24 protein-coding genes are annotated in these 26243 nt (G+C 63.7%); 12 read left to right on the top strand and 12 right to left on the bottom strand.

The features are described from left to right. Nucleotides 1–2: 2 nt before the first annotated feature. From VCK47_RS09145 to VCK47_RS09160, 4 genes are all read right to left on the bottom strand, one after another. On the bottom strand, nucleotides 3–833 hold the full coding sequence (locus tag VCK47_RS09145; protein WP_322890786.1) for a carbohydrate ABC transporter permease: 831 nt from the start codon (nucleotides 831–833) through the stop codon (nucleotides 3–5). A gap of 9 nt (nucleotides 834–842) precedes the next feature. Then, entirely contained in the window at nucleotides 843–1709 is an 867-nt protein-coding gene (locus VCK47_RS09150; protein WP_322890787.1) for a sugar ABC transporter permease, read from the bottom strand. A 78-nt stretch (nucleotides 1710–1787) separates the two neighbouring features. Beyond that, nucleotides 1788–3101: a sugar ABC transporter substrate-binding protein gene (locus VCK47_RS09155; protein WP_322890788.1), complete on the bottom strand. Its 1314-nt coding sequence runs from the start codon at nucleotides 3099–3101 to the stop codon at nucleotides 1788–1790. Nucleotides 3102–3191: 90 nt separating this feature from the next. Beyond that, entirely contained in the window at nucleotides 3192–4214 is a 1023-nt protein-coding gene (locus VCK47_RS09160) for a LacI family DNA-binding transcriptional regulator (RefSeq protein ID WP_322890789.1), read from the bottom strand. A gap of 128 nt (nucleotides 4215–4342) precedes the next feature. Between VCK47_RS09160 and VCK47_RS09165 the strand changes: the two genes are divergently transcribed. Then, on the top strand, nucleotides 4343–4747 hold the full coding sequence (locus VCK47_RS09165; RefSeq protein WP_322890790.1) for a hypothetical protein: 405 nt from the start codon (nucleotides 4343–4345) through the stop codon (nucleotides 4745–4747). 12 nt (nucleotides 4748–4759) lie between these two features. Here VCK47_RS09165 and VCK47_RS09170 read toward each other — a convergent pair whose 3' ends face one another. The 5 genes from VCK47_RS09170 to VCK47_RS09190 all read right to left on the bottom strand — a co-directional run bounded on the left by VCK47_RS09170 (nucleotide 4760) and on the right by VCK47_RS09190 (nucleotide 11022). After that, nucleotides 4760–5470, bottom strand: a complete 711-nt coding sequence (locus tag VCK47_RS09170) for a L,D-transpeptidase (protein WP_322890791.1) — start codon at nucleotides 5468–5470, stop codon at nucleotides 4760–4762. A 59-nt stretch (nucleotides 5471–5529) separates the two neighbouring features. Continuing rightward, on the bottom strand, nucleotides 5530–5871 hold the full coding sequence (locus tag VCK47_RS09175) for a hypothetical protein (protein WP_322892278.1): 342 nt from the start codon (nucleotides 5869–5871) through the stop codon (nucleotides 5530–5532). A 61-nt stretch (nucleotides 5872–5932) separates the two neighbouring features. Continuing rightward, complete coding sequence (locus VCK47_RS09180; protein ID WP_322890793.1) at nucleotides 5933–6742, bottom strand: SDR family oxidoreductase; 810 nt, start codon at nucleotides 6740–6742, stop codon at nucleotides 5933–5935. Between the two features lie 24 nt (nucleotides 6743–6766). Continuing rightward, a complete protein-coding gene (locus tag VCK47_RS09185; protein WP_322890794.1) occupies nucleotides 6767–9874 on the bottom strand; it encodes an efflux RND transporter permease subunit in 3108 nt (1035 codons plus the stop codon). Between the two features lie 5 nt (nucleotides 9875–9879). Beyond that, nucleotides 9880–11022: an efflux RND transporter periplasmic adaptor subunit gene (locus tag VCK47_RS09190; RefSeq protein ID WP_322890795.1), complete on the bottom strand. Its 1143-nt coding sequence runs from the start codon at nucleotides 11020–11022 to the stop codon at nucleotides 9880–9882. Between the two features lie 174 nt (nucleotides 11023–11196). On the opposite strand from VCK47_RS09190, the gene VCK47_RS09195 reads away from it, so the two are divergent. Next, the gene (locus VCK47_RS09195; protein WP_322890796.1) at nucleotides 11197–11832 is read left to right on the top strand and encodes a TetR/AcrR family transcriptional regulator; all 636 of its coding nucleotides are present in this window, start codon (nucleotides 11197–11199) and stop codon (nucleotides 11830–11832) included. A gap of 81 nt (nucleotides 11833–11913) precedes the next feature. Continuing rightward, nucleotides 11914–12930 carry an AI-2E family transporter gene (locus tag VCK47_RS09200; RefSeq protein ID WP_322890797.1) on the top strand — a complete coding sequence of 339 codons (1017 nt, stop codon included), beginning with the start codon at nucleotides 11914–11916 and terminating at the stop codon, nucleotides 12928–12930. Between the two features lie 7 nt (nucleotides 12931–12937). Here the strand turns inward: VCK47_RS09200 and VCK47_RS09205 are convergent, their stop codons facing one another. Then, entirely contained in the window at nucleotides 12938–14311 is a 1374-nt protein-coding gene (locus tag VCK47_RS09205) for a phosphomannomutase (protein WP_322890798.1), read from the bottom strand. 166 nt (nucleotides 14312–14477) lie between these two features. Between VCK47_RS09205 and VCK47_RS09210 the strand changes: the two genes are divergently transcribed. Next, nucleotides 14478–15104 (top strand): hypothetical protein, encoded by a 627-nt coding sequence (locus tag VCK47_RS09210; protein WP_322890799.1) that lies wholly within the window; start codon nucleotides 14478–14480, stop codon nucleotides 15102–15104. A gap of 18 nt (nucleotides 15105–15122) precedes the next feature. Next, a complete protein-coding gene (locus VCK47_RS09215; protein ID WP_322890800.1) occupies nucleotides 15123–16613 on the top strand; it encodes a calcium-binding protein in 1491 nt (496 codons plus the stop codon). Between the two features lie 2 nt (nucleotides 16614–16615). Here VCK47_RS09215 and VCK47_RS09220 read toward each other — a convergent pair whose 3' ends face one another. Continuing rightward, entirely contained in the window at nucleotides 16616–17728 is a 1113-nt protein-coding gene (locus tag VCK47_RS09220) for a polysaccharide biosynthesis/export family protein (RefSeq protein ID WP_322890801.1), read from the bottom strand. A gap of 115 nt (nucleotides 17729–17843) precedes the next feature. Continuing rightward, a complete protein-coding gene (locus VCK47_RS09225) occupies nucleotides 17844–18020 on the bottom strand; it encodes a DUF1674 domain-containing protein (protein ID WP_043699939.1) in 177 nt (58 codons plus the stop codon). 67 nt (nucleotides 18021–18087) lie between these two features. Here VCK47_RS09225 and VCK47_RS09230 point away from each other — a divergent pair, with 67 nt between their 5' ends. The 7 genes from VCK47_RS09230 to VCK47_RS09260 all read left to right on the top strand — a co-directional run bounded on the left by VCK47_RS09230 (nucleotide 18088) and on the right by VCK47_RS09260 (nucleotide 26239). Then, entirely contained in the window at nucleotides 18088–19356 is a 1269-nt protein-coding gene (locus VCK47_RS09230) for an RsmB/NOP family class I SAM-dependent RNA methyltransferase (RefSeq protein ID WP_322890802.1), read from the top strand. A gap of 152 nt (nucleotides 19357–19508) precedes the next feature. Continuing rightward, nucleotides 19509–21152: a heparinase II/III family protein gene (locus VCK47_RS09235; protein WP_322890803.1), complete on the top strand. Its 1644-nt coding sequence runs from the start codon at nucleotides 19509–19511 to the stop codon at nucleotides 21150–21152. A gap of 13 nt (nucleotides 21153–21165) precedes the next feature. Continuing rightward, a complete protein-coding gene (gene purH, locus VCK47_RS09240) occupies nucleotides 21166–22755 on the top strand; it encodes a bifunctional phosphoribosylaminoimidazolecarboxamide formyltransferase/IMP cyclohydrolase (RefSeq protein ID WP_322890804.1) in 1590 nt (529 codons plus the stop codon). A gap of 10 nt (nucleotides 22756–22765) precedes the next feature. After that, the gene (gene lspA / locus VCK47_RS09245; protein WP_322890805.1) at nucleotides 22766–23239 is read left to right on the top strand and encodes a signal peptidase II; all 474 of its coding nucleotides are present in this window, start codon (nucleotides 22766–22768) and stop codon (nucleotides 23237–23239) included. Nucleotides 23240–23291: 52 nt separating this feature from the next. Then, nucleotides 23292–23510, top strand: a complete 219-nt coding sequence (locus VCK47_RS09250; protein WP_322890806.1) for a DUF3035 domain-containing protein — start codon at nucleotides 23292–23294, stop codon at nucleotides 23508–23510. A gap of 87 nt (nucleotides 23511–23597) precedes the next feature. Next, nucleotides 23598–24929 (top strand): pitrilysin family protein, encoded by a 1332-nt coding sequence (locus tag VCK47_RS09255; protein ID WP_322890807.1) that lies wholly within the window; start codon nucleotides 23598–23600, stop codon nucleotides 24927–24929. Next, nucleotides 24929–26239, top strand: a complete 1311-nt coding sequence (locus VCK47_RS09260) for a pitrilysin family protein (RefSeq protein ID WP_322890808.1) — start codon at nucleotides 24929–24931, stop codon at nucleotides 26237–26239. The genes VCK47_RS09255 and VCK47_RS09260 overlap by 1 nt, the downstream gene beginning before the upstream one ends. Nucleotides 26240–26243 lie beyond the last annotated feature (4 nt).

Consider the following 26243-nt stretch of genomic DNA (forward strand, 5'->3'; position numbering starts at 1 on the left):
CCTTATTTCACCGCGCCGAAGGTCAGGCCGCGCACAAGTTGTTTCTGGCTGAACCAGCCAAGGATCAGGATCGGCGCAATCGCCATCGTCGAGGCGGCAGAGAGTTTGGCGTAGAACAACCCTTCGGGGCTGGAATAGCTGGCGATGAAGGCTGTCAAAGGTGCTGCTTTCGCGGCGGTCAGGTTGAGGGTCCAGAACGCCTCGTTCCACGCAAGGATCAGGTTCAGCAAGGCGGTGGATGCGATGCCGGGCAGCGCCATCGGCAGCAGCACATAGGTGATTTCCGCGCGCAGGCCCGCGCCGTCCATGCGGGCGGCCTCCAGAATTTCGCCGGGGATTTCCTTGAAATAGGTGTATAGCATCCAGATGATGATCGGCAGGTTGATCAGCATCAGGATCACGACCAGCCCCGTGCGGGTATCGAGCAGGCCCATTTTGATGAAGATCAGGTAAATCGGATAAATCACACCAACCGCGGGCAGCATCTTGGTGGACAGCATCCACAGCAGGATATCCTTGGTCCGGTTGGATGGCACAAAGGCCATCGACCAGGCCGCTGGCACTGCGATGATCAGACCCAGAACGGTCGATCCACCGGCGATAAAGATCGAGTTCCACAAGAAGCGGCTGTAGTCGGACCGGTCCAGCACGGTGCGGTAGTTATCCAGCGTCCAGTCGAAAAAGAACCAGACCGGCGGGTCGGATACGGCCTGCGCTTCGGTCTTGAAACTGGTCAGAACGGTCCAGAGGATCGGGAAGAAGATCAGCAATCCGATGGACCATGCCAGGATGGTATTGACCGATTTGCGGGTGGTGGTGACGGTGCGTGCCATGACTATTCCCTACCGGTCCAGATTCTTGCCGACGATGCGCATCAGGAACAGCGCGACGATATTGGCGAGGATGATCGCATAGACCCCGCCCGCAGACCCAAGGCCCACGTTCTGGCTTTCCAGCACGCGCTGATAGATCAGATAGGTCAGCGTGCGGGTGCCGAAGGCCCCTTGGGTGGTGACAAAGATTTCCGCAAAGATCGCCAGCAGAAAGATCGTCTGGATCAGGATCACGATGGTGATCGCGCGCGACAGATGCGGCAGGGTGATAAAGAAAAAGCGGCTGAACGGCCCTGCGCCATCCATTTCGGCGGCTTCCTGTTGTTCGCTGTCCAGCGACTGGATCGCGGTCAGTAGGATCAGCGTGGCGAAAGGCAGCCACTGCCATGACACGATCAGAATGATCGAAGGCATCGAGGCCTCGGACAGCCACAGGATCGGATCGGCCCCCAAGAAGCGCGACAGATGCGAGAACAGCCCGTTCACCGGGTCCATGAACATGTTCTTCCAGACCAGCGCCGATACGGTTGGCATCACGAAAAACGGTGCGATCACCAAGATCCGCACGATCCCCTGCCCCCACATCGGCTGGTCCAGCAGAATGGCCAGCACGATGCCAAGCAGGACAGTGATCACCAGCACCGACCCGACGATGACCAGTGTGGTCACCACCGATGGCCAGAACGCGCTGGAGGTCACAAAGCTGCGGTAATTGTCAAACCAGACCCAGCCCTGAAAACCGCCCCGCATGGGCAGATAGCGCTGGAAGGAAAAGATGACCGTCATGGTCAGCGGCACCAGCATCCAGCCCAGAAGCAGGATAACGGCGGGTGCCAGCATCAGGCGTGCAGCACTGCGAGAAGCCTTGGTCGACATGGCTCTGACCCTTTTGCATGACGGTGGGAAAAAACCAGAGGGGTGCCGAAGCGACCCCTCTGGCAGGGGGAGAAAAGCTTAGTAGCCTGCCGCTTCCATGGCATCGGTGGTCAGTGCCTGCGCACGGGCCAATGCCTGTTCGACGGTCTGCTGGCCAGCCAGCATATTGGCGAACTCTTGTCCGACTTCGGACGCAATCCCTGCGAATTCGGGGATCGCCACGAATTGCACACCTGTGTAGGGCACGTCTTGCACGCTGGGCGATGTCGGGTCAGCCGAATTGATCGACTGCAACGTCATCTCGGCAAAGGGGGCTGCCGCCAGATAGTCCGCGTTTTCGTAAAGCGATGTGCGTGTGCCCGGCGGGACGTTGGCCCAACCTTCGTTTTCAGCGACCAGCGCGGTATAGTCGCTGCTGGTGGCCCAAGCGATGAACGCTTTTGCAGCGTCAGTCGATTGCGATCCGGCGGGAACAGCCAGCGACCATGCCCAGAGCCAGTTGCCACGACGGCCCAAGCCATTGTCCGGTGCCAGCGCGAAACCGACAGAGTCAGCCACGGTGGAATCGGTGGGGTTGGTCACGAAACTGGCCGCGACCGTCGCGTCGATCCACATGCCGCAACGCCCTTGCTGGAACAGCGTCAGGTTTTCGTTGAACCCGTTGTTCGCCGCACCCGGAGGACCGTAGTTGGTCATCAGATCGTTGTAGAAGGTCAGCGTTTCCGCCCATTCAGGGCTGTCGAACTGGGCGTTCCAGTCCATGTCGAACCAGCGCGCGCCAAAGCTGTTGGACATCGCGGTCAGGAAGGCCATGTTCTCGCCCCAGCCCGCCTTGCCGCGCAGACAGATGCCGTAGACATCGCCTTCGGTCATTGCAGCGGCGGCTTCGCGGATGAAGTCCCATGTCGGCGCGTCGGGCATTTCCAAACCGGCGGCTTCCATCAGGTCGGTGCGATACATCACCATGGAGCTTTCGCCGTAGAAAGGTGCTGCATAAAGCGCACCATCCACGGTCAGACCGTCACGGATCGCAGGCAGCAGATCGTCCGCATTCCATTCGGCGGGCAGATCATCAAGCGCGACAAGCCAGCCATTCGCACCCCAGATCGGAACCTCATAAGTGCCGATGGTCATGACGTCGAACTGGCCGCCGTTGGTGGCCACGTCCTGCGTGACGCGCTGGCGCAGCACGTTTTCTTCCAGCGTGACCCATTCCAGCGTGATGTCTGGGTATTTTGCGTTAAAATCCGCAGTCAGGCCCTGCATGCGGATCATGTCGCCGTTGTTCACGGTCGCGATAGTGACGGTCCCTGACGGCGACTGCGCAAAGCTTGCCGAAGCGGCAGCAATGGCCAGCGCACTCGCCAGACCGAGTGACGTTTTGATAGACATCCGAACTCCTCCCTAGGATCAATAGATGATGGGCGCAGGCTAGGATAAATAGTCACGCGACGTCAATCATAATTTTGCGCGCGTAAACTTTTACGCTGATGCGCGCATCACGAGCTTGCCCTCGAACAGGATTTCAAGCCTGTCAGGCGCGGGTGTCTCGCCTTCGATCATCCGGAAAAGTGTTTGCGTGGCGCGCTTTGACACGGCTTCGTAATCCTGCGCGACGGTGGTCAGCGGCGGACAGGTAAAGCGCGAAAACGGATGGTCGTCGATGCCTGCAACGCGCATCGCCGACCCTTCGTCGAACCCGACACGCAGGCCTCGCGCATAGCAGGCCGACAGAAACCCGATCGCCAGACGGTCGTTGCTGCACAGCACAGTGTTCGATTCGTTCTGGCCCGCATCAAGGATTTGCAGCGCCCCTTCATAGGCAATGCGTTCGAATTCCCAGCCCGTTCCCGCCACGCGCAGCACCTGCGGTGTGTGGCCCAGTCGCTCCATCACCTGCAGATAGGCATTGCGGCGCTTGTTGGCGTTGGGGTTGACGGGGTCCATTTCGAAAAAACAGGGCGGCGCGCCGGTGCGGCACAGGTATTGCACGATCTGTTCGACGAAATGGGCGTTGTCGGACCCGATGAACGCCTGCCCCACCCCTTCGATATTGCTGTCGAACAGGACGGTCGGCACGTCCTTGCAGAACCTTTCGATCTCGGCCTTGTCGGACCTGCGCCCCAAGGGGGCCAGCAGCACGCCAGCGGGTTTCAGTGACCGCAGGCTGTCGAGGATATCATTTTCCAGCTTCTGGTCGCCATGCGCACTGAACAGGATCGGCCAGAACCCCGCGTCGATGCAGCGCTGTTCGATATTGCGCGCGATTTCCGCAAAGAACGGGTCGGCCAGATACGGTACAACCACCCCGACATTGCGGGTCTGTTTGCGGTTCTGGTTGATCGCAAAGATGTTCGGGCGATAGTCGAATTCGCCCAGCGCCTTTTCGATCTTTTCGCGCGTTTTCGGGCGCACGCTGGAGGGGTCGTTGAAGTATTTCGATACGGTCGGGCGGGAAATCCCCGACAGGCGGGCGAATTCCTCCATGTTTCTGATCTTGGTCATCCGGCCCCGTCACGCAGTTCTTTCCGCTTAGCATACCGCAAACATGCCGCTGCGAAACCCATAAGCTACGCGCGTCAAGAAACACGCAAACTTCGTGCAGCGCCGTGCGCAACCTGTTAGGATGCGACATGCTCAGATTTTTCGATATGTTCGGCCGGTCCTCGGAACTGACGGCCCTTGACGAGGCGCTCAAGGCAGCGGGCCTGCATCCGCTGTTGATCCCCGAACCTGTCAAGCTGACGATCCTGCAACTGCACCGCAAACATGGTGGTGCGACGGACCGCGCAACGGCGACGGCCGATGCCGCGCTGCTGTTGTCTTACTGCGTGCTGGAGCATGCGCAATTCGTGGCCGCCAACGGCGTTGACGCCGCCGACCGCACCGATCAGCGTATCGAGGCCGCGATCGCAGGCGAGGCGCCTCTTGATGAAAAGCTGATCCTGCTGGCATTGCATTCGGGTGTCATCTCGCAAGAGATGGCTGGCCGGTTCGACTTAGAGGACGACGATCCGGCCACCCAACAGGCGGACTAGGTCACCCCATCCTCAATAAACAGCCGCAAACGTCGTCGGCGCCAGCGATGGCAAGACCCTGATCGTCGTGCCGTGCTGCACCCGTTCGTGCAGGTCGATGATATCATGATCCAATAGCCGCACACAGCCTGACGAGACCGCCTGCCCCAGATATTCCGGCTCGCACGCGCCATGAATGCGGTAGAGCGTGTCCTCGCCATTCTGGAACAGATAAAGCGCGCGCGCACCCAAGGGGTTACCCGGTCCCGGTGCCATCCCGCCATTCGCGACGGAATAGGGTTCCAGTTCCGGCTGACGGGCCACCATGGAATCAGGGGCACGCCAGCGTGGCCAACTGCGGCAGAATTGCAGGCGGGCGTCCCCGCTCCATGCAAAGGCATCCGCACCGGTGCCTGCGCCGTAGCGCATTGCGCGACCGTTGCGGCCTACCAGATGCAGAAAGCCCGCATCGGGATCAACGATGATCGTGCCGGGCGCATCGTTCGGAAAGGGGTTGTCAACCTCTTGCCGCCACAGATGCGGCGGCACGACGTTTTCGGGGACGGCGGGGATCGGGAAAGGTTCATCCGTGATTGCGCCGTAATGCGCGGGCAAAAGCGGCATCACGGGGGTTTCGGGCAGGATGACGGGGGCTTGCGGCGGTGCGGTGTCCCGCGCGGGCAGGCCGCAGGCGGACAGCGCCAAGGCAGAGCCTCCGGCAAGAAAGCTGCGTCGTTTCAACATGTATCTGGTCCTTGGTGGCTGATGTTCAGGATCGCCACGCATTTGCGCGGCGGCTAAGATCAGCCCCGACGCGGCGGGTCCAGATGGCTGCCTGTCGTCACTCCTTTGGGCAAGGTGATGGCTGCAAAAAACGACGCATCACGCTCGTGCAGGTTGCCGCTGATCGCGGCGACCCCTTGCACCATGATTGCTGCAAAACACGGCGTACCGGTCAAGATCGCGATCCGGCACTTTTTTTGCTTGGCCGCAACATGGACAGCCGCGTCCGACGCTCCGGTAACTTCACTGCTGGCGGGGGTCGCGATGAACAACGGCTGCGGCGACGCCGCTTGTGCCAACGCGCCCAAGGGCAGGGTGACGACAATCAGGCAATAGATCAGAAAGCTGCGGAACATCTGCATAGGTCCGACCTAAGCATTGTCGGACCCGACCACAACGCGGATTGCCCCGCGCGTCATCAACTCACCGCGACGGGCGTGTGCCGGCCATGCCTTGCATGATGCCGCCCAGCACCCGCGCACGGCCCGCACGTGGCAGCATCGCCAGCGACCATCCCAGCAGCTTTGCCAGAAACCCTGGGCGCACTGTACCGCGCTTGCCCAAGGCGGCCAGCGCGCTGCGGGCCACGGTTTGCGGCGTTGCGGCCTGCCCCATCTGCATGCCTGCCCGCGCGGCAAAGCCGGTGCCGACAGGGCCGGGAGCGACCGACAGCACGCTGACACCGCGCGCGCGCAGTTCCGGCGCAAGACCTTCGGCGAAGCTTTGCACAAAGCCTTTGGTCGCGGCATAGGTTGCGGAATAGGGCGCACCGCTGAAGCCCACAAGCGAGCTGAACAGCACGATCCCGCCGCGCCCCTGCTGCGCCAGACGCTGCCCGAAACCGTGGCAAAGGGCCACGACCGACCGGCAGTTCAGATCGACCATGTTCGCCTCGGTCGCGGGGTCAAGGTTCAGGAACGGTCCCACCGACCCGAAGCCCGCCGCGGCAATGACCAGCCCGATTGGGGAGTATTCCGTCTGTGCCAGCAGCGCAGGTATGGCAGCGGGGTCGGACAGGTCCGCCGCGATCACCTGAACATCCACGCTGAACCGCGACGAAAGATCAGCGGCGATGTCTCGCAAGATATCCTCGCGCCGCGCGACAAGCACCAGATCGAACCCCTGTTCCGCCAAAGCCACGGCAAAGGCGCGCCCGATCCCGTCACTGGCCCCCGTGACCAGTGCAGTAGGGCCAAAGCGGCGGGCAAGGGGACTTGTCTGTGATGCGGTCATGGAAATCTTCCCTTGGTTTTGATCTCAGGCGGCCAGAATGCCTGTTTTCGTATCTTTATTGGCCTCATCCACCCGCTTGCTACGTGACAGGGTCAGGGCGAACATCTGCGGCGTAAAGGCAAAGGCCAGCGTCACGGACAAGGCCACGCCCCCTGCGACCGACATCGCGAAAGGCGGCCAGAACCCACCACCCCCAAGGATCAGGGGCAAAAAACCCCCAACCGTGGTGATCGTGGTCGAGGTGATATGCCGCGCCGATCCAGCGACGACATTCACCATCGCGGCGCGGTCACCGGCACGGGCGTCTGCATCCTCTTGCAGCCCCGAAAGAACGATCAGCGCCGCATTGATCGACACGCCGATGGACCCGATCACCCCGATAATCGCAGTGATCCCGAACGGATAGTTGAAGACCGCCAGCGCCAGCATCGACAGCCCCGCCGACAGCCCCGCCACGCCAAAGGCGATCAGCGTCAGACGGAAGGAATTGAAGGTCATCACGACGACAGCGATGGACAGGGTGATGATCAGCCCCAAAGGTGCGACCAAGGCCTGCACCGTGCTGTCGCGCGCATCGGAATCGCCGCCCGTTTCAAGTCTGACGCCCTGTGGCAGGGTGAAATCGCCCGCCTCCAGCAGCGCCATCGCCTCGGCCAGCGCGACGGCGGGCAGGACACCCGGCATCAGAAAGGCCTGCACATTGTTGATCCGTTCGCCATTGCGGCGGGTGATCGTGCTTTCAGACGGCTCCATCCGCAAGGCACCCAGCGTGGAGAGTGGCACGGCGGGAAACTGGCCTGTTGCCGCGATCTGGGCCGCACCGGGCGGCAGGATCGGCATATCGCCGATGGCCACGGGATCACTGCGCAGGCCCGCGCCAAGACGGACACGGACCGGCAGTTCTTCGGTCCCTTCAAGCAGCGATCCGCCGGTCACACCTTCCAGCCCCGCCTCCATCTGGCGGGCGATCTGGCCAAGGTCGAGGCCCAAGAGCCGTGCGCGCGCCTCGTCCACGTCCAGCGTCAGTTTGGGCGTGCCGCCCGCCACGCCGGTTCGGACCATCGCCACCGACGATACAGTCGCCAACCGCGCGCGAAGATCGTCACCCACGGCGCGCAGCACGTCGATATCCTGCCCGACAAGGCGCAGTTCCACGGGTGCATTCACCGGTGGCCCTTGGGTCAGGCCACGGATGACGAACCGCGCCTGCAGGAATTGCGGCGGCAGGTCGGTTTGCAGATGCAAAAGCAGCCGCGCCGTTGCATCGGGCGATGCGGTGCGGATCAGCGCCTCGGCAAAGGCGGGGGCCTGATCGCGGCCACCGACCATGTTGTAATAGAACGCAGGCGCGGACCGGCCCACGACCCATGCGACGTCAAGGATGTCCTCTTCGGCGGCCAGCACCGCATCGACCGCGCGCACGACGCGCAGGGTTTCGTCGATGCCGGTGCCGGGGGGCAGGTCGACCTCGATGTGGAACTGGTCACGCTCGACCCCCGGAAAGAACTGCGGGGTCAGGCCGGGCAGTGACAGAAAGCCCAGCACCGGCAGGATCAGCGAGAGCGCGACCGTGCGCCACGGATTGGCCATCGACAGGGCAAGTGTCGCGCGAAACCCGCGCATCAACAGCCCTTCACGCACAGGCGCGCCATCGCCCGGGATCAGCCAGTACCCTGCGATTGCAGGTGTGATCGTGACGGCGACGACAAAGGACCAGCCCAGCATCACGATCACGGCAATCGCGATGGACCCGACGAAATCCCCCGCAGGCCCCGGCAACAGCAACAGCGGCATGAACGACAGGATCGTCGTGACGGTCGAGGCCGCCAGCGGCATCGTCAGCCGCCGCACCGATCCTGCGACGGCCTCCAGCCGCGACAGCCCCGCGCGCAGGCGTTTGCCGACCTCGTCGGTCATGACGATGGCGGCATCGACCAGCAGGCCAAGCGCCACGATCAATCCCGTCACGCTCATCTGGTGGATCGGCACGGCCAGCGCGTTCAGCGTTGCAACCGAGGCCAGCGTGACCACAGGCAGGACCATCGCGACGATCAAGGCGGAACGCACGCCCAAGGTGACAAAAAGCACCGCCACGACCAAGGCCACGCCGACGGCCATGTTCAGCCCCACTTCTGCCAGCCGGTCGGTGGTATAGCCGCTTTGGTCGAACACTGTTTCGATCGCCAGACCCCAGGGCAGGCTTTCCGCCTGTGCGGTCACACTGTCGCGGATGCCCGCCATCCAGCGGTCCACCTGCAACCCGTCGGCCAGCCTAGCAGAGACAAGGATCGCAGGACGCCCCTGAAAGAACGCCGCCTCGGCCACGGGCGCGCGCGGGCCGCGCGTGATGCTGGCCACATCGCCCAGCAGGGTCACGCCGCCTTGGGCATCCTCGCGCAGCACGACCGCGCGCAGACGGTCCAGCGACGTGATCTCGCCGGTGATGCCCAGCACCAGATCGGTCGCCTCGCCGCGCAAGCGGCCCGCCTGCACCTTGGCATCGGCGGCACGGATCGCGGCGGATACCTGATCCGCCGTCATGCCAAAGGCGGCAATCCGGTCAGGGGACAGCGTGACCAGCACTTCTTCCTCGGGCAGGCCGTGCAGATCGACAAGCGACGTGCCCGCCACACGGCGCAGAGCATCCGCCAGCGCTTCGGCCTCGCGCGCGGCGCGGGTCGGGCTGAAGCCGTCGGGCATGCTCAGCGCAAAGATCGCGGCATAGCCGCCCGCATTGTCACTGTTGAACGCAGGTTCTTGCACACCTGCCGGAAAGTCGCGTTGCGCATCGGTGACAGCATCGCGGACCTGCGCCCAGATCTGTTCGATCATCGCGGGGTCGATGGTTTCCACCAGTTCGACCGCGATCACCGACACGCCCGTGCCCGAGGTCGAGGCGACCTCGGCGATTTCGGGGATCGTGCGCAGTTCGGTTTCGATCTTGGCGGTGACCAGCGCCTCGACCCGCGCGGGGTCGGCACCGGGAAAGACGGTGGTGATCGTGGCGAAGATATTGGTGATGGTCGGGTCTTCCTGCCGCCCGATGGACACCAGCGACGACGCGCCCGCCGACAGGATCACCAGAAGGGCCAGCAACACAAGGCGGGGCTGGCGAAAGAACAAGGTATCCATGACGGTCACTCCTGCGGGATGGCGGCAAGCTGAACGATCTGGCCGGGGGCGATGCGATCAGGCGCTTGCGCCACGATCCGTGCGCCGGCGGGCAGCTGGCCGCGCAGATAGACCTGCGCACCATCGCTGTGGATCACCTCGACCGCGGCAGGCAGGGTGCGGTCACCGTCCGGCGTCGTTTCCAGCGCCATAACAGACCAGCTGCCGCGCACGCCTTCGCGCAGGGCGGACAGGGGGGCCCAGAACCCCGGTTCCGGCACGACCTCTGACAGGACCAGCGACAGGGTGTCGCCCATCACGGGGTCAAGTTCGGCAGGCAGATCAAGCACGACAGACCGGCTGCGGGTGCCGGGGTCGAGATCGGGGCGGATCTGGCGGATGATCGTGGCATGCGGGCTGCCACCAATCTCGACCGTGACGCTGTCGCCGGTCTGCAAGCCTGCAGCAAGGTCGGGCGGCAGACCCACGCGCGCCCGTGCGGGGGCGGCATCATACAGCACAAGGGCTGTCTGTCCCGCCGCCACGGTCTGCCCCGGATCGGCCAGACGCGCCCCGATGCGGGCGGCGAAAGGGGCTGTCAGCACGGATTTGTCGATCTGCACATCAACCCCCGCAATCCGCGCGCGTGTTGCGGCCATGCCGGCCTCGGCGCGGGTCAGGGCAAGTCGGGCATCGTCCTGCGCCGCCACCGACCGGAAACCGCGTTCGGTCAGCGCATCGTTGCGCGCCAGCGTCAGGCGGGCCAATTCTGCATCGGCGGCAAGGGCGGCAAGCTCGGCCTCCAGCGCCGCGCGTTGCGGGGCCAGCGCGCTGGTGTCGAGACGCGCGAGAACGGCACCTTGTGGCACGACGTCGCCTTCTTCGACACGCATCTCGGTGACGCGTCCGCCCAGCTCGAACCCCAGATTGATCTGCGCGGCGGCCTCGATCTGGCCGGTGAACCTGCGGGTGACGGTATAGCTGTCGGCGATCTCGACCTGCAGGGCACCCACGATGGTCGGCGGTGCAACCGACACAGCACCGGCATCGCCCTGCGCCGAAATCAGCGCAAAGCCCGCATAGACAGTTGCACCCGCCCCACCGAAGATCACAAGCGTCAGGGCCAGCGTCACAACACGGCGCAAGGAAAACGTCGAAGATCGGGGCATGGCGCGGCTCTCATAAGTTAGCATCACTTACATATGTGAGAATCACTCACTTTGGCAAGAGGTTTTCAACGCAGCCGGAATCGGCGATGGTCAGCTTGAGGCGTGTTGCACCCAGATGTAAGTAATGCTAACTTTTTCACTCCCCTGCGCCACATTGCAGAAAGGCCCATCCGCATGACCGATGACGCACGATCCGCCGCGACGACCGGTGCAGGCGTGCCGCCTAGGGCCGCCTATCATCACGGCGACCTGCGCGCGCAACTGATCGCTGCCGTGCGCGATCTGGTCGAAACGCATGGACCCGACGGTTTTTCCGTTGCCGAAGCCGCACGGCGCGCCGGTGTCAGTTCAGCCGCGCCTTACAAACATTTCAAGGATCGCGACGAAATCCTGCGCGGCGTCGCGGGCGAGGCGATGGACAGGCTCCATGCCGCAATGGCGCAGGCAGCCGAACATCATCCCGCAGGCTCGCTCGAGGCTGTGGCGGCGATCGGTCAGGCCTATGTGGCATTCGCAAGGGCACAGCCGGGCGTGTTCCGGCTGGTGTTCGGCCTGACCGAAGGGCATGAAAACGCCCCTGACTTGCAGGAAAAAGGCGACAATTGCTTTGGCGTGGTGATCGACCAGGTCGCCGCATCGCGGCACCAGCCGATAGATCATCCCGACGTTCTGAACTGCGCCTATATCCTGTGGGCTTTTGTCCATGGTCATTCATTCCTGTCCATCGACATGAAGAACAAGGATGTCGGCCTGGAGATTGACGACGGGGCATTCCTGATGCGCGTGAGCCGCGCTATCCTGACAGGCTAGCGGAAATTCGCACAATGCCTCCGGAACGGGACTGCCTTGGCCGCGTTGTTTCACTGCCAAGACCACGGAAAGGCGGCACAGATGGAACAGCAACGCTGGATCAGACCCGAAACGGTGCTTTTGGCCGCGGGGCTGCTGTTTGTCGCGTATCTGTTGGGCAATGTGCTGCTGCTGGTCTTCGCAGCCGTGATCTTGGCAATCGGCGTTGACGGCGCGGCGCAAACGATCGCGCGTAAAACCGGTGCCGGGCATGGCTGGGCGCTGGCGGGCGTCACAATCGGGATTTTCACCCTGATCGCCGCGGCAATCGGCTTGTCGGCCACTCGGCTTTTCCAGCAATTTCGAGAATTGGCAAATACCGTCATCGGGTCGGCCGAGCAGTTTCAGGCATGGTTGCAGGATATCGGCGTGCTTGATCTGGTCGAGGAGATCGACGGATCGGACGGCAGTCTGTCAGGGGCGGCAGGCAATGTGATCGGGCAGGTGATGACGATGGGCATGTCGGTCGTGGGGGCGATGACGAGCTTTGTGATCCTGATCATCCTCACCTTCTTTCTGGCGATCAATCCGGGGCTTTACCGGGGTGGTCTGGTCCGCCTTGTGCCACCTGCAGGGCGCGCCATGGTCACCGATACTCTGTCAGCCATCGCCCATGCCGTCAGGTGGTGGTTTCTGGGACAGATTATATCGATGATTTTTCTGGGCCTCTCCGTGGGGCTGGGCTTGTTTGTTCTGGGCGTCGACTTGTGGTTCGCGCTGGCTGTGCTGACCGCGCTTTTGACCTTTGTGCCATTCATCGGGCCGCTGGCCGCAACCGTGCCTATCGTCGCTGTAAGCTTTACCGAAAGCACCCAGATCGGGTTGATCGCGCTGGGCGGCTACATCGTCATCCAGAATATCGAAGGCAACATCGTCACACCGATGATCCAGCAAAGGGCCGTCAACCTTGCACCTGCGCTGCTGATTGGGATGCAGGTCCTGCTTGGTGTCGTGTTCGGAGCAATCGGCCTGATCCTGGCCGCGCCGTTCACAGTGGTGGCGATGGTCGCGGTCCAAAAGCTGTGGGTCGAACACACGCTGGGTGAAAAGGTCACCTGATCCGCCGTCACGTCCTGTCGACCAGTCGGCGCAGCAGCGCCAGACCTGCCTGCAGCGTGGCTGCGGCACTATCTGGGTGTCCAGCCTCGACATAAAGACGCAGTTCAGGCGCGTTCCCGGATGGCCGCAGATGCACGATCCGACTGTCTGCACAGATGATCCGTAGCCCGTCCGTCAGATCGATACCGGCTTCGCTAAGATTGAGTGCGGCAAGAAAAGAGGCGCGCTGCTGCGTGTCATGCGTCAGGGCAGCGACCAGCGCCGCAGAGGTGGCAGTCGGCACATGCTGCAACCGGTCGGCGGCGGTGAACCGCGCGGGCTGTGCTGCGACAAGGCGCGACACGGGCGCACCCTTACTGGCAGCCAGTACTGCCAGCATCGGCAGAACCGCGTCGCGTGTCATCAGGGCGGGCATCGGCCCTGCCGGACCCTTGGCGTCAAAGCCCAGCAGAAAGCCGCCGTTCGCCTCATATCCGGCAACCTTGCCGCCCAGCGCCTGCATGCCCGCGATGACATGCGGCGATCCGATCCGTGTGCGCAGCAGTTGCGCGAATCCAAGGCCTTGCACGCCGCTGTTGGACGAAACGGGGGTCACCACATGCTGTGCGCCAAGATAGGCTGCCGTAATCTGGCCCATGATGTCACCCGGAATGATCCGGCCGTTTTCATCCGTCATCAGCGGGCGGTCACCGTCGCCATCGGTGGACAGGATCGCCGCGATGGCGTGATCGCGCGCCCAACCGGCCAGACGGGTCTTGGTGTCGGGATCGACGGCCTCGGTATCGACGGGCACGAAATCGGCGGAAGATCCCAGCACAACCACTTCGACGCCAAGCGCGGCAAGCAGGTCCGCCATCAGGTCGCGCCCGACAGCACTATGCGCAAAAAGCCCGACCCGAAGCCCCGCGAGGGTCGCCCCGAACCCCGCAAGATACCGGTCACGATAGGCGAGACCAACATCGGCCGTGCATGGCACAGGCCCGTCCAGCGGTGGGCGTCCGCAACCCAGATCCGCAAGAATTGCAGCCTCGTGGTCTTTGGTGATCTCTCCTGCGGGGGTGTAGAATTTCAGACCGTTGCGGTCGGCGGGAATGTGGCTGCCGGTGACCATGACAGCCGCCGCCCCTGCCTGCATCGCGCCCAGCGCCAGCGCGGGTGTCGGAACAGCGCCGCAGAATGTGACAGCAAGGCCCGCCGCCTGCCCCGCGCGCACCACGACAGCGGCGATATCCGGTGACGATTGCCGCAGTTCATGGGCCACAAACAGACCCGCCCCCATCGGGCAGGTCGCGGCAAAGGCTGCCACATAATCGCTGACAAGCGCGGGTGTCAGGTCGGTGACAAGGCCGCGCAACCCGCTGGTGCCGAATTGTGGGGGCATGACATCTCCTGCTGCGGTTGTGCCGTTCTAGCGCGTGCCGATATCCGAGGCAATTGAACGAAATGCGCGACAAGAACCATCGTGCTGCCGCATTTCAGCCATGCGGCGGACCGCGCTGTTCACGAATCTGAACATTTCGACAGGACCGATTCCAGGGGGTTTGACGATGTCCGTGCTTGTACCGGTCACATATCTGACCACATCCGACGATTCCGCAATGTCCCGGATCACCGATCTGGAGATCGTCCGCTTTGGCGGGGTGGACAGCCTTGTCGGGATCACCCGTTTCGACGGCAGGCTGCAAAGCTGGGATATTGGCGGCCCCGTCCTGACCGGCGGCGCGCATCTCCAGCTTGAGGGCGGCGATGTCGCAGGCGGCGCGGGAGCAATCGTGACGCTGGACACGGCCACGGGGCCTGTGGTGTTGATCGGTGGTGGCGCGGAGGGTGCTTTCCAGCAGGTCGCCCTGACAGGCGGGCAGTGGCAGGTGACCGGCACGCTGCCGATCTTGGCGGGGTTCCGCCCCGATGTGGTGATGGATCAGGGCGATGCCCAGATCGTCTATGGCGGCCTTGCAGGCGATACCGGCATCGCGGCGTGGCGGTTCAATGCCGATGGCGGCTTCGCAACAGTCTTGCCGGTCACGCACACCGCCGGACCGGTCGTGGCGATGACCCAAGCGGCAGGGTTCGTCTATACCGTTGATGCGACCAATACGCTGGCGGGCTGGCAGGTCGATGCAACCGGCGGGCTGTCACAGATCGCGGCATTGACGCCCGCCACGGGGCTGTAGATTTCTGATCCAACGGCGGTGCAAACGGTCGTCGTGGACGGGGTCAGCTATCTTGTTCTGGCGGCGGCAGGCAGCAGCAGTCTGACCGTGATCGAGGTCGGCGCGCAAGGCGACCTGACGATCCGCGACCATTTGCTTGATACGTTGCACACGCGCTTTGGCGGGGTGGCCGCGCTCGACATCGTGACCGAAGGCGGGCGCAGCTATGTCATCGCGGGGGGCGCGGATGACGGCATATCCATCTTTGCGCTATTGCCGGGCGGGCAGCTTGTGGCACTTGCCCATATCGAGGATACGACAGCCATCGGGCTGGACAATGTCAGCGCTATCGCGGCACGCGGCCGCGCTGACCGGCTGGATATCTTTGTCGCAAGCAGCAGCGAACCGGGGATCACGCAACTGCAGTTCGACATTACGGCAACGGGGATCACAACGACCGCGACGCTGGCGGGCGGGCTTCTGGCGGGCACGCAGGGTGACGACATCCTGCTGGGCGGCGTCGGTGACGACGTGATCCTGGGCGGTGCGGGCAACGACATCCTGCGCGACGGGGCCGGATCGGACGTGCTGACAGGCGGGGCTGGCCGCGATGTTTTTATCCTGTCCGCGGATGGTGAACGGGACACGATCACTGATTTCACCTTGGGCGAGGACCGGCTCGATCTGTCGCTTTGGCCGATGCTGCGCGACATCAGCCAGCTGACGATGACGATCACGCCGACCGGGTTCACCATCCGCTATGGCGACGAAGAGCTGATCGTCCACAGCGCCGATGGCAACCCGATCGATTACCGTCTGTTGACGAACGCGGATGTGCTGGGCGGGATGCGTCTGCCTGCCACGCTGGCCCCCGGCTTTGCCGGACCTGACACGCCCCCGCCTGCCGTGTCGCCCGCGCCGCCCGACATTGTGCCGGATCAGGGTGGCGCTTTCTCGATGCAGGTCGCGATCCGTAGCCTTGTCTCCGACAACATGGCCGACCTGCGCAGCGCATTGCAGGGGCAGCCCGCCCCAGCCCCACCGCAGGACCGCGTGTTCACCGGCGCGGAAGGAAACGATACGCTGATCGGTGGCAACGGTGCCGATCTGCTGCTGGGGCGCGGGGGGAACGATATCCTGATCGGCGGAGCCGGTCCCGATATCCTGATGGGCGGCGCAGGCCATGACGATCTGCGCGGCGGGGACGGGCATGACTTGCTGATCGGCGGCGAGGGCGATGACTGGCTCGACGGCGGCAACGGCAACGACGTGCTGATCGGCGGGGCGGGCGCGGACACGTTCATCTTCAACCGCGGGCACGACCATATCGTTGATTTTGAACAGGGGATCGACCGGATCATCCTTGATGCTCGGTTATGGACAGGGCTGACCTCGGCCCAAGACCTGCTATTCGTCTATGGCCGCCACGAAGATGCGCGCGTCACCATTGATTTCGGCAACGGCGACGTGCTCTGGATCGACGGGGTCACGGATTTTGCCAGGCTCGCTGATGACATAGCCCTGTTCTGACTTCAGTTCGCGACAGCGCGCAACCTGTTGGCCAGTCCGAACACCGTCAGCGCCGGGACCAGCGCGCTTTCGGTGCCATAAATCAGATCACCGTCCTGCACCATGAACTTGCCCGCCGAGAACAGCCCGTCCGCGGTTGTCAGGTCGATGGTAAACACGACCCGTTCCTGCGGTGGGCCGGATACACCATCGCGAACCTCGGCGCGGTCGTATTCACGCAGAATCAGGATACCCTTGGGGTTCGCGGTGCTGGCGGACACACCGCCGATCAGCGCCATGGCCTGCAGCGCGCTGACCTCCGAGGTCGGAAACTCGATTTGCGATTGCAGGCCCGTCGCGCCCAGCGCTAGAAATTTGCGTTCATCCGGCACGATCAGCACACGGTCGCCCCCCTGCACGGCAACATCCAGCCCCGGTTCTTCCAGCAACCGCTTGAGAGCGACGCCATACACCCGCCCACCCCGCGTCAGGCGGACCTGCGGATTGACGTAAGACGGGTTCGCGCCCCCTGCGAGCGACAGAAGATCAAGCAGCCGGAAATTGCGGTCGGGGATCTGATAGATACCCACAGCCCCCACGCCGCCTGTCAGGTTGGCGGAATTGCCGCGCCCCGGTTCCACAACAAGCTGGACCTGTGCGGACGGGATGGTGCGGACCAGTTCTTCCTCGATCCGGGCGCGGGCGGTGTCGGGGGACATGCCTGCGACACCCAACTCACCGATATAGGGGACAAAGATGCGCCCGTTCGCGCTGACCTGCGCCTCTTGCAGCGGGGTCGCGCGCTGACCCGTGCCAGCCAGAAGCGAGTTTTCCTCGGCATCCCAGATCGTCAGCTGGATGGAATCGCCCGGGGCGATCAGCAAGGAGGCCGGTTGTTGCACGGCAGGCAACCACGGCATTTGTGCGACATTGCGGTCGGGCCAGCCCTGAAGCAGGGGCAGGGTCGCGCGGTTGACCTCGTATACGGTAAAGTCATAGGCAGGCGCTTCGCCTTCGGCGGCGATATTGGCATCGGCGGCGGCCAAAACCTCGGACTGGAAACCAGCGCCGCGCGGCAGGCTGCAGCCCGCCAGGGCGAGGCATGCTGATATTGCCAGAATACGCTGAAAAATCAAACCGGCTGCCCCTTGTCAAATCTCAGGGCTATCTACGCAGAAGATACCGCCTGCGACAAGAATAGTCGCGCAAAAGATGAACTGCGGGTGGTCTGCTGGCAACAGGGTGTGGCGGTCAGAAATCGATCGCGATGCCCTTTTTCTCCCAGTCGCCAAAGCGGACAGGCTCCGGCCCGTCCCGCCCGCCCAGTTCGGGTGGCAGGTCGAGTTTCGCGGCCTTGCGGCGTTCGGCGGCCTCTGCCAGCGCGCGCTGGGCGGCGGGGGGCAGGTCCTTGGGGGCGTCGTCGGTCATGGCGCTCTCCTTGTCGGCGGTCATGGTTTGATATACGCCGCCCTCACCCAGCTTCAAGAGTGACCCCATGGACCAATCCGGTTTGCTGCCGCGCCGCAGCGCCCATCACCTGCTGATGCAGATCACGACCGAAGGCCGCCTGATGGCCGAACTGATCGCAGGCGGTGCGCTGGCGCAGCTGGCGCCGGACGACCGTGCGCGCGCGCAACGGCTGGCGACGGATGCGCTGCGCGGGCTGGACCGGGCCGACCGGATGCTGAAACCCTATCTGAAAAAACCGCCCGGCGATCATGTGATGAACGCGCTGCGGCTTGGGCTGATCGAATTGATGCAGGGCGAGGCCGCGCATGGCGTGGTGAACGCCTATGTCGAAATCGTCGCACGCAACAAGCGCACGCAGACGATGAAAGGGCTGGTCAACGCCGTCCTGCGCCGCATCGCCGACGAAGGACCCGAGGCTTGGGCCAAACGCCCCGTGCCGCTGACCCCCGGCTGGCTGCGTCAACCGCTGGTCGCCGCGTGGGGCCGTGATGCTGTGACGGGCATGGAAGCCGCGCATTTCGCAGGCGCGCCGCTTGATCTGACGGCAAAGGGCGATGCGGCCGCCTTGGCCACCGCCTTGGGCGGCGTTGTTCTGCCGACCGGCACGGTGCGGCTGGCGCAGGCGGGGCAAGTCTCGGGTCTTGCAGGCTATGACGCGGGCGACTGGTGGGTGCAGGATGCCGCCGCCGCAATGCCGGTTAAGCTGCTGGGCGATGTGACCGGCATGCGGGTGCTGGACCTCTGCGCCGCCCCCGGTGGCAAGACGTTGCAACTGGCGGCGGGCGGTGCCGATGTCACCGCCGTCGATCTGTCGGAAAAGCGGATGACGCGCCTGACCGAAAATCTTGCGCGTACGGGGCTGGCCGCCACCACGCTGGTCAGCGATGCTTTTGCGATCACGGACGGCGGTTATGACGCCGTCCTGCTGGACGCGCCCTGTTCGGCCACCGGCACGATCCGGCGGCATCCCGACCTGCCCTATGCGAAGGACGGGTCAGAGTTCGGCGCACTGATCGCCCAGCAGGAAACGCTGATTGACCATGCGCTGACCCTGCTGCGCCCCGGTGGGCGGCTGGTCTATTGCACCTGTTCGCTCTTGCCCGACGAAGGCGAGGTGCAGGTGGAAGAAGCGCTCGCCCGCCACCCCGGCCTGCGTGTGGTCCCCCCCGCGATGGCCGGTCTGGACCCCGCATGGATTACCGAAGAAGGCGGGTTGCGTCTGCGCCCCGACTATTGGCCCGATCTGGGCGGCATGGATGGGTTCTATATCGCCGTGCTGACAAAGCCCGCGTGACTTGACCGGCCAGCTTTCCTATGGTCCGCATGAACCGGGCTGACCAGCCTGCAACATTTGGGCCGCAGTCGATGGCAGAACACCTCACTTGGCGGGGCCGTATCGCGGCATTTGTTGACCGGCACCATGCAAAACGGGCCGGCCGCGCAAGCGTGACCACGCATTTCACACAGCCACCCGAACCACGGCACATGGGGCTGCCGGTGCGAGGCCAGCAGCTTGTCGCGGGCGAATTCCTGTTCTGCGGGCTGCGGATCACCGCACCAGACCTAGCAATCTGGGACCTTGCGCCGCAGCGCCCCGATGTGGTGGCCGAGATTCACGGCTGCGACTGGCTGGCCGATCTGGCCGCCCTTGGCGATGAGGCCGCGCGCGCCAAGGCGCAGGTCTGGGTGCAGGACTGGATCACGCGGTTCGGGGCGGGCATCGGGCCGGGTTGGCAGGCGAGCCTGACCGCGCGCCGTCTTTCCCACTGGACCCGCCACAGCGATTTTCTGCTGCGCAAGCAGGACCCCGCCACAAAGGCCGCTTTCATGCAAAGCCTTGCGCGGCAGGCACTGTTCCTGACGCGGCGCTGGGAACGGGACGCGGAGAACATCGGCACCTTGGCGCGCACGATCCATGTCGAGCTGATGCTGGACGGCATGGCAGGACCGGTGGATCAGGTGACCGAGGCACTCGGCGCGGCCTGCCAAGCGCAGATCAATGCACAGGGCGGGATCGCGTCGCGCAACCCTGCAGAGCTTGCGGCGCTGCTGTCGCATCTGGTGGACAGCAGGGACTTGCTGATTGCCTCCGGCCGCGCCGTTCCCGCCGCGGTAACCGATGCCATCGCGCGGATCGTGCCGGTCTTGCGCGGCTTGCGCCATGCGGATGGCGGGCTGGCGCGGTTTCATGGCGGCGGTCGCGGCGCGCAAGGTGCGCTTGATGCGGCACTGGCAGCGGCGGGCGTCAAGACACCGGCCATGGCACCGACAGCGATGGGTTTCGCGCGGCTGACAGCCGGACGCAGCACGCTGATCGTGGATGCCGCCGCACCACCCACGGGGGCCGCATCGCGCGATGCCCATGCCAGCACGCTGGGGTTCGAGCTGACCTCGGGCCGCCGCCCGCTGATCGTGAACTGCGGGTCAGGCGCGCGGTTCGGCGACGACTGGCGCCGCGCGAGCCGTGCCACGCCCAGCCATTCCACGCTGGGGCTCGACGGTGTATCGTCCTCGCATCTGGGGCGCATGGCCGAAGAATGGCTGACCGAAGTGCCCAGCCTCGTGCGGGCCGAAGTCAGCGCCGACAGCGGCGGCCCAAGGCTTGAACTGTCGCACAACGGCTATCAACCGACCCACGGGCTGACCCATGCCCGCCTGCTGCAGATGTCCCGTGACGGGCGCATCTTGACCGGCGAGGACCTGCTGACCACCCTGTCCCCGCAGGACGAGACGCAATTCGACCGCGTTTTCGACCAGAGCCTGCGCGCCGGTGTCCGCTTTGCGATCCGGTTCCACCTGCACCCCGACGTGACCTGCACGCCCAAGGCGGATGGATCGCTTGTCTCGCTCGGGCTGAAATCCGGCGAGATCTGGGTGTTCCAGCACGACGGCGCTGCCCAATTAACGATCAGCCCGTCGGTTTATCTGGAAAATGGGCAATTAAAACCGCATGCGGCGCAACAGGTGGTTTTATCCGGCAGCGCTTTGTCCTATGCGACACGCGTCCGGTGGTCGCTTGCCAAGGCTGATGACACCCCGCTTGCGGTGCGTGATCTGGCCTTTGAAGCCCCGCTTGGCATCGCTGAATGATCTTGAGGACATGATGACCGACCTTGCACCCTTGCGCCGCGCGCTGATTTCCGTTTCCGACAAGACCGGGCTCATTGAACTGGGCCAGGCGCTGGCCGCGCGTGGTGTGGAAATCCTGTCCACCGGCGGCACCGCCAAGGCGCTGCGCGATGCGGGGCTCGAGGTGCGCGATGTGTCCGATTTCACGGGCTTTCCCGAAATGATGGACGGGCGGGTCAAGACGCTGCATCCCGTGGTGCATGGCGGCCTGCTCGCGCGGCGCGATCTGGAAAGCCACCGTGACGCCATGGTCGAACACAACATCGGTCCGATCGACCTTTTGGTCGTGAACCTTTATCCGTTCGAGGAAACCGTTGCCAAAGGCGCCGATTTCGACACCTGCATCGAGAATATCGACATCGGTGGCCCCGCGATGATCCGTTCGGCAGCCAAGAACCATGCGTTTGTCGCCGTGGTGACGGATGTCGAAGACTATGACGTGCTGCTGGCGGATATGGATGCCCATGACGGCCAGACCACGCTGGCGCTGCGCCAGCGGCTCGCCCAGACCGCCTATGCGCGCACCGCTGCTTATGACACGGCTGTCAGCACATGGATGGCCGGAGCTATCGGCGATGCAACGCCGCGCCGCCGGTCGTTCAGCGGCACCTATAAGCAGACCATGCGCTATGGCGAAAACAGCCACCAGTCGGCGGCCTTTTATACCGACGGCACGCATCGCCCCGGTGTGGCAACCGCCGTGCAGCATCAGGGCAAGGAATTGTCCTACAACAACATCAACGACACCGATGCCGCGTTTGAACTGGTGGCGGAATTCGCCCCCGCAGACGGCCCTGCCGTGGCGATCATCAAGCACGCCAACCCTTGCGGCGTGGCGCGTGGGGCGACATTGCTGGAAGCGTATCAGAACGCCTTTGACTGCGACCGCACCAGCGCCTTTGGCGGGATCGTCGCGCTGAACCAGCCGCTGGACGAGGCGACAGCCAAAGCCATCGTCGAGATTTTCACCGAAGTCGTCATCGCCCCCGGTGCGTCCGATGCCGCCAAGGCCGTTTTCGCCAGCAAGAAGAACCTGCGCCTTCTGACCACCGATGGCCTGCCCGATGTGACTGCCCCGATCACCACCTACCGGCAGGTCGCGGGCGGGATGCTGGTGCAGGACAAGGACACTGGCCATGTCGGCATGGATGATCTGAAGGTCGTGACCAAAGTCGCGCCCACCGATGCGCAGATGGCGGACCTTCTGTTCGCATGGAAAGTTGCCAAGCACGTCAAGTCCAACGCCATCGTCTATGTCAAGGACGGCGCGACCGTGGGCGTCGGCGCGGGCCAGATGTCGCGGCTCGATTCCGCCCTGATCGCCGCCAAAAAGGCCGAACGCATGGCCGAGGCGATGGGTCTGCCCCAGCCTCTGACCATCGGATCGGCGGTGGCGTCGGATGCGTTTTTCCCCTTTGCCGATGGCCTGCTGGAAGCCGCCGCCGCCGGTGCGACCTGCGTGATCCAGCCCGGCGGGTCGATGCGCGACGACGAGGTGATTGCCGCCGCCGATGACGCGGGTATCGCGATGGTGTTCACCGGCATGCGCCACTTCCGGCACTAGGAGAGCACCGATGCGTCTGATGTTCTGGACCGGATTCTGGGTCTTTCTGATCGACCAGATCAGCAAATATTTCGTGGTTCACTGGCTGGGCCTGATCAACGAACAGGACGGGATCATCGAGGTCTGGCCGCCTTTCATCGAATTCCGCATGGCATGGAACCGGGGCGTGAATTTCGGCCTTTTCGCAGATTATGACATGCGCTGGGCGCTGATCGCTGTCGCCCTGCTGATCAGCGGCGCGGTGATCTGGTGGCTGAACCGCACAGGCGGGACCAAATGGGTCTATATCGCGGGCGGTTTCATGATCGGCGGAGCCATCGGGAATGTCATCGACCGGATCATCTATGGCGCTGTCGCGGATTTCCTGAACATGTCCTGCTGCGGGATCAACAACCCCTATGCGTTCAACGTCGCCGATATCGCGATCTTTGCGGGGGCCATCGGTCTGGCCTTCTTTGCCGATGACGGCAAGAAAGCTGCGTGACCTTGGCGGCTCCATGCGGTAATCATCTGGGACACTGTCAAGAGGACCACTGATGCGCGCCTTTGTTCTTTCCGGAATTGCCCTTGCGTTGCTGGCGGCATGCAGCAGGAACGAGGGTTCACTGCGTGAGTTCGGGACAACAACCGTTGGTCCCGCTGAGATGTCGCTTGTCGTCGCGAACCCGCTGCAGATGCCGCCAACGCTCGACCTGCCGCCACCGACACCCGGACAGACCAACCGCGCCAACCCGCGGCCGGCCAGCGCGCGCTGACCCTGCCTTCACATCGGCGTATGGCAGCTTGAAGATCGGGCTGCGCGGCGTAGCTTGTAGCGAAACCAACGACACCGCAGGGGGCCTATGACACGCTTTTTCGCCGCACTCGTCCTGACCTTTCTGGCGCTGACCGCCAGTGCCGAAGAGGTCACGACCTACACGCTCGACAATGGCATGGATGTCGTCGTGATCGAGGACCGTCGCGCCCCGGTTGTCGTCCATATGGTCTGGTACAAGGTCGGGTCTGCGGATGAACCCGAAGGTCAATCCGGTGTGGCGCATTTTCTGGAACATCTGATGTTCAAGGGCACCGATATGCTGGCCCCAGGTGAATTTTCACAAGTGGTGGCGGCCAATGGCGGGCGCGACAACGCCTTTACCAGTTTCGACTATACCGCCTATTTCCAGCGCGTCGCCGCCGACCGTCTGGATCTGATGATGCAGATGGAAGCGAACCGGATGACCAATCTGGCGCTGACCCCCGAGGATATCACCACCGAACGTCGCGTTGTGTTGGAAGAACGCGCGCAGGTCACCGACAGCAGCGCCGGTGCGCTGGCACGCGAACAGCTGATGGCCGCGCAATACCAGAACCACCGCTACGGCGTGCCAATCATCGGCTGGCAGCACGAGATCGCGCAGCTCGACATGCCGCAACTGATGGCCTTTTACGAACGCCATTACGCCCCCAACAACGCCATCCTGATCGTCGCCGGTGACGTCGACCCAGAAGATGTGCTGGCGCTGGCGCGCGAACATTATGGCCCGATCCCGGCCAAAGCCGACCTGCCCGAACGGGCGCGCCCGACAGAGCCACCCCAGCGCGCCGAACGCCGGATCACCTATGTCGATCCGCGCGTCAGCCAGCCTTATGTCGTGCGCAGCTACCTTGCACCTGAACGGAACAGCGGCGCGCAGGAAGATGCCGCAGCCCTTGTCTATCTGGCGGAATTGCTGGGCGGGTCGCCCTTTACGTCCGATCTTGGCCGCGCCTTGCAGTTCGACACGCAGACAGCGCTTTACACCAACGCGAGCTATAGCGGCATGTCGCTTGACGAAACGACCTTTTCTTTCATCGTCCTTCCGTCCGAGGACGTCTCCTTGTCCGAGGCCGAAGCCGCAATGGACGAGGTCATCGCAGCCTTCATGGAGAACGAGATCGATCCCGCCCGGATGGAGGCGATCCGCACGCAGCTGCGCGCCTCTGAAATCTACGCGCTTGATGACGCGCAGGGGCTTGCACGGCGCTATGGCATGGCGCTGACGACGGGTCTGACGGTCGCGGATGTGCAGGCTTGGCCCGACATTCTGCAATCGGTGACGCCCGAACAGATCAAGGACGTCGCCACCCGTATATTCGACCGCAACAGGGCCGTGACCGGCTGGGTCGTCGCCACGCAAGAGGAGGCACGCTAATGCTGCGTATCGTCACAATCCTCTGGTTCGCTTTGCTGGCAACCACCGCGCAGGCCGAGATTGACATCAAGCAGGTGATATCCGACGGCGGGATCAACGCCTGGGTCGTCGAAGAACCCAGTATTCCCTTTGTGGCGCTCGAAATCCGGTTTCGCGGCGGCGCATCGCTGGACCTGCCCGGCAAGCGCGGCGCGACCAACCTGATGGCCGCCCTGCTGGAAGAAGGCGCTGCAGACCGCGATGCGCAGGCCTTCCAGACAGAACTCGAACGCCTTGCCGCGCGGTTCAGCTTTCGCGCGACGGACGACACCATCTCGATTTCAGCAGAGTTCCTGACAGAGAACCGCGACGACGCCTTGGCGCTGTTGGAACAGGCCCTGATCGCCCCCCGTTTTGACCAGACAGCCATTGACCGCGTGCGCGCGCAGGTGCTGGCCGGTATCGCCAGCGACGCAGTCAATCCCCGCAGCATCGCCGACGCGGCATTCGATGCCGCGGCCTTTGGCGATCATCCCTACGGGTCGTCACTGGACGGCACGGTCGACAGCGTGACCGCGCTGACCCGTGATGACATCATCGCCGCCCATCGCAACGCGCTGACCCGCGACCGGCTTTATGTGTCTGTCGTGGGCGATGTGACGGTGGATCAGGTCGGGCCGATGCTGGACGCGCTTTTGGGCGATCTGCCCGCCGAAGGACCGCCACCGCCTGCCGATGTGGCCTTTGGTCTTGGTGGCGGGATCACGGTCATCGATTTCGACAATCCGCAATCCTTTGCCCTGTTCGGCCATGCGGGCATGAAACGCGACGACCCCGATTTCTTTGCCGCCTTCATCGTCAACCACGTGCTTGGCGCGGGCGGTTTCGAATCCCGCCTGATGACCGAAGTGCGCGAAAGGCGGGGCCTGACCTACGGGATCGGCAGCTTCCTTGCACCGATGTTCCACGCGGAAATGGTTGTTGGCAGCGTCGCGTCGTCCAACGATACCATTGCCGAGGCGATCGAGGTCACCCGTGCCGAATGGGACCGCATGGCGACCGAAGGACTGACCGAGGCCGAACTTGCCGCCGCCAAAACCTATCTGACTGGCGAATACCCGCTGCGGTTCGACGGCAATGCGTCAATTGCGTCGATCATGGTGGGGATGCAGATGATCGACCTGCCGCCGGATTACGTCATCAACCGCAATGATTACGTCGAAGCCGTGACGCTGGACGACGCCAATCGCGTCGCAGCAGAGCTGTTCCGCGCGGATGACCTGCATTTCGTGGTGGTGGGTCGCCCTGAAGGGCTGGAAAGCACCCAGTAACGCG

The sequence above is a fragment of the Yoonia sp. 72 genome (assembly GCF_034652275.1).
In the GTDB taxonomy this organism is placed as follows: domain Bacteria; phylum Pseudomonadota; class Alphaproteobacteria; order Rhodobacterales; family Rhodobacteraceae; genus Yoonia.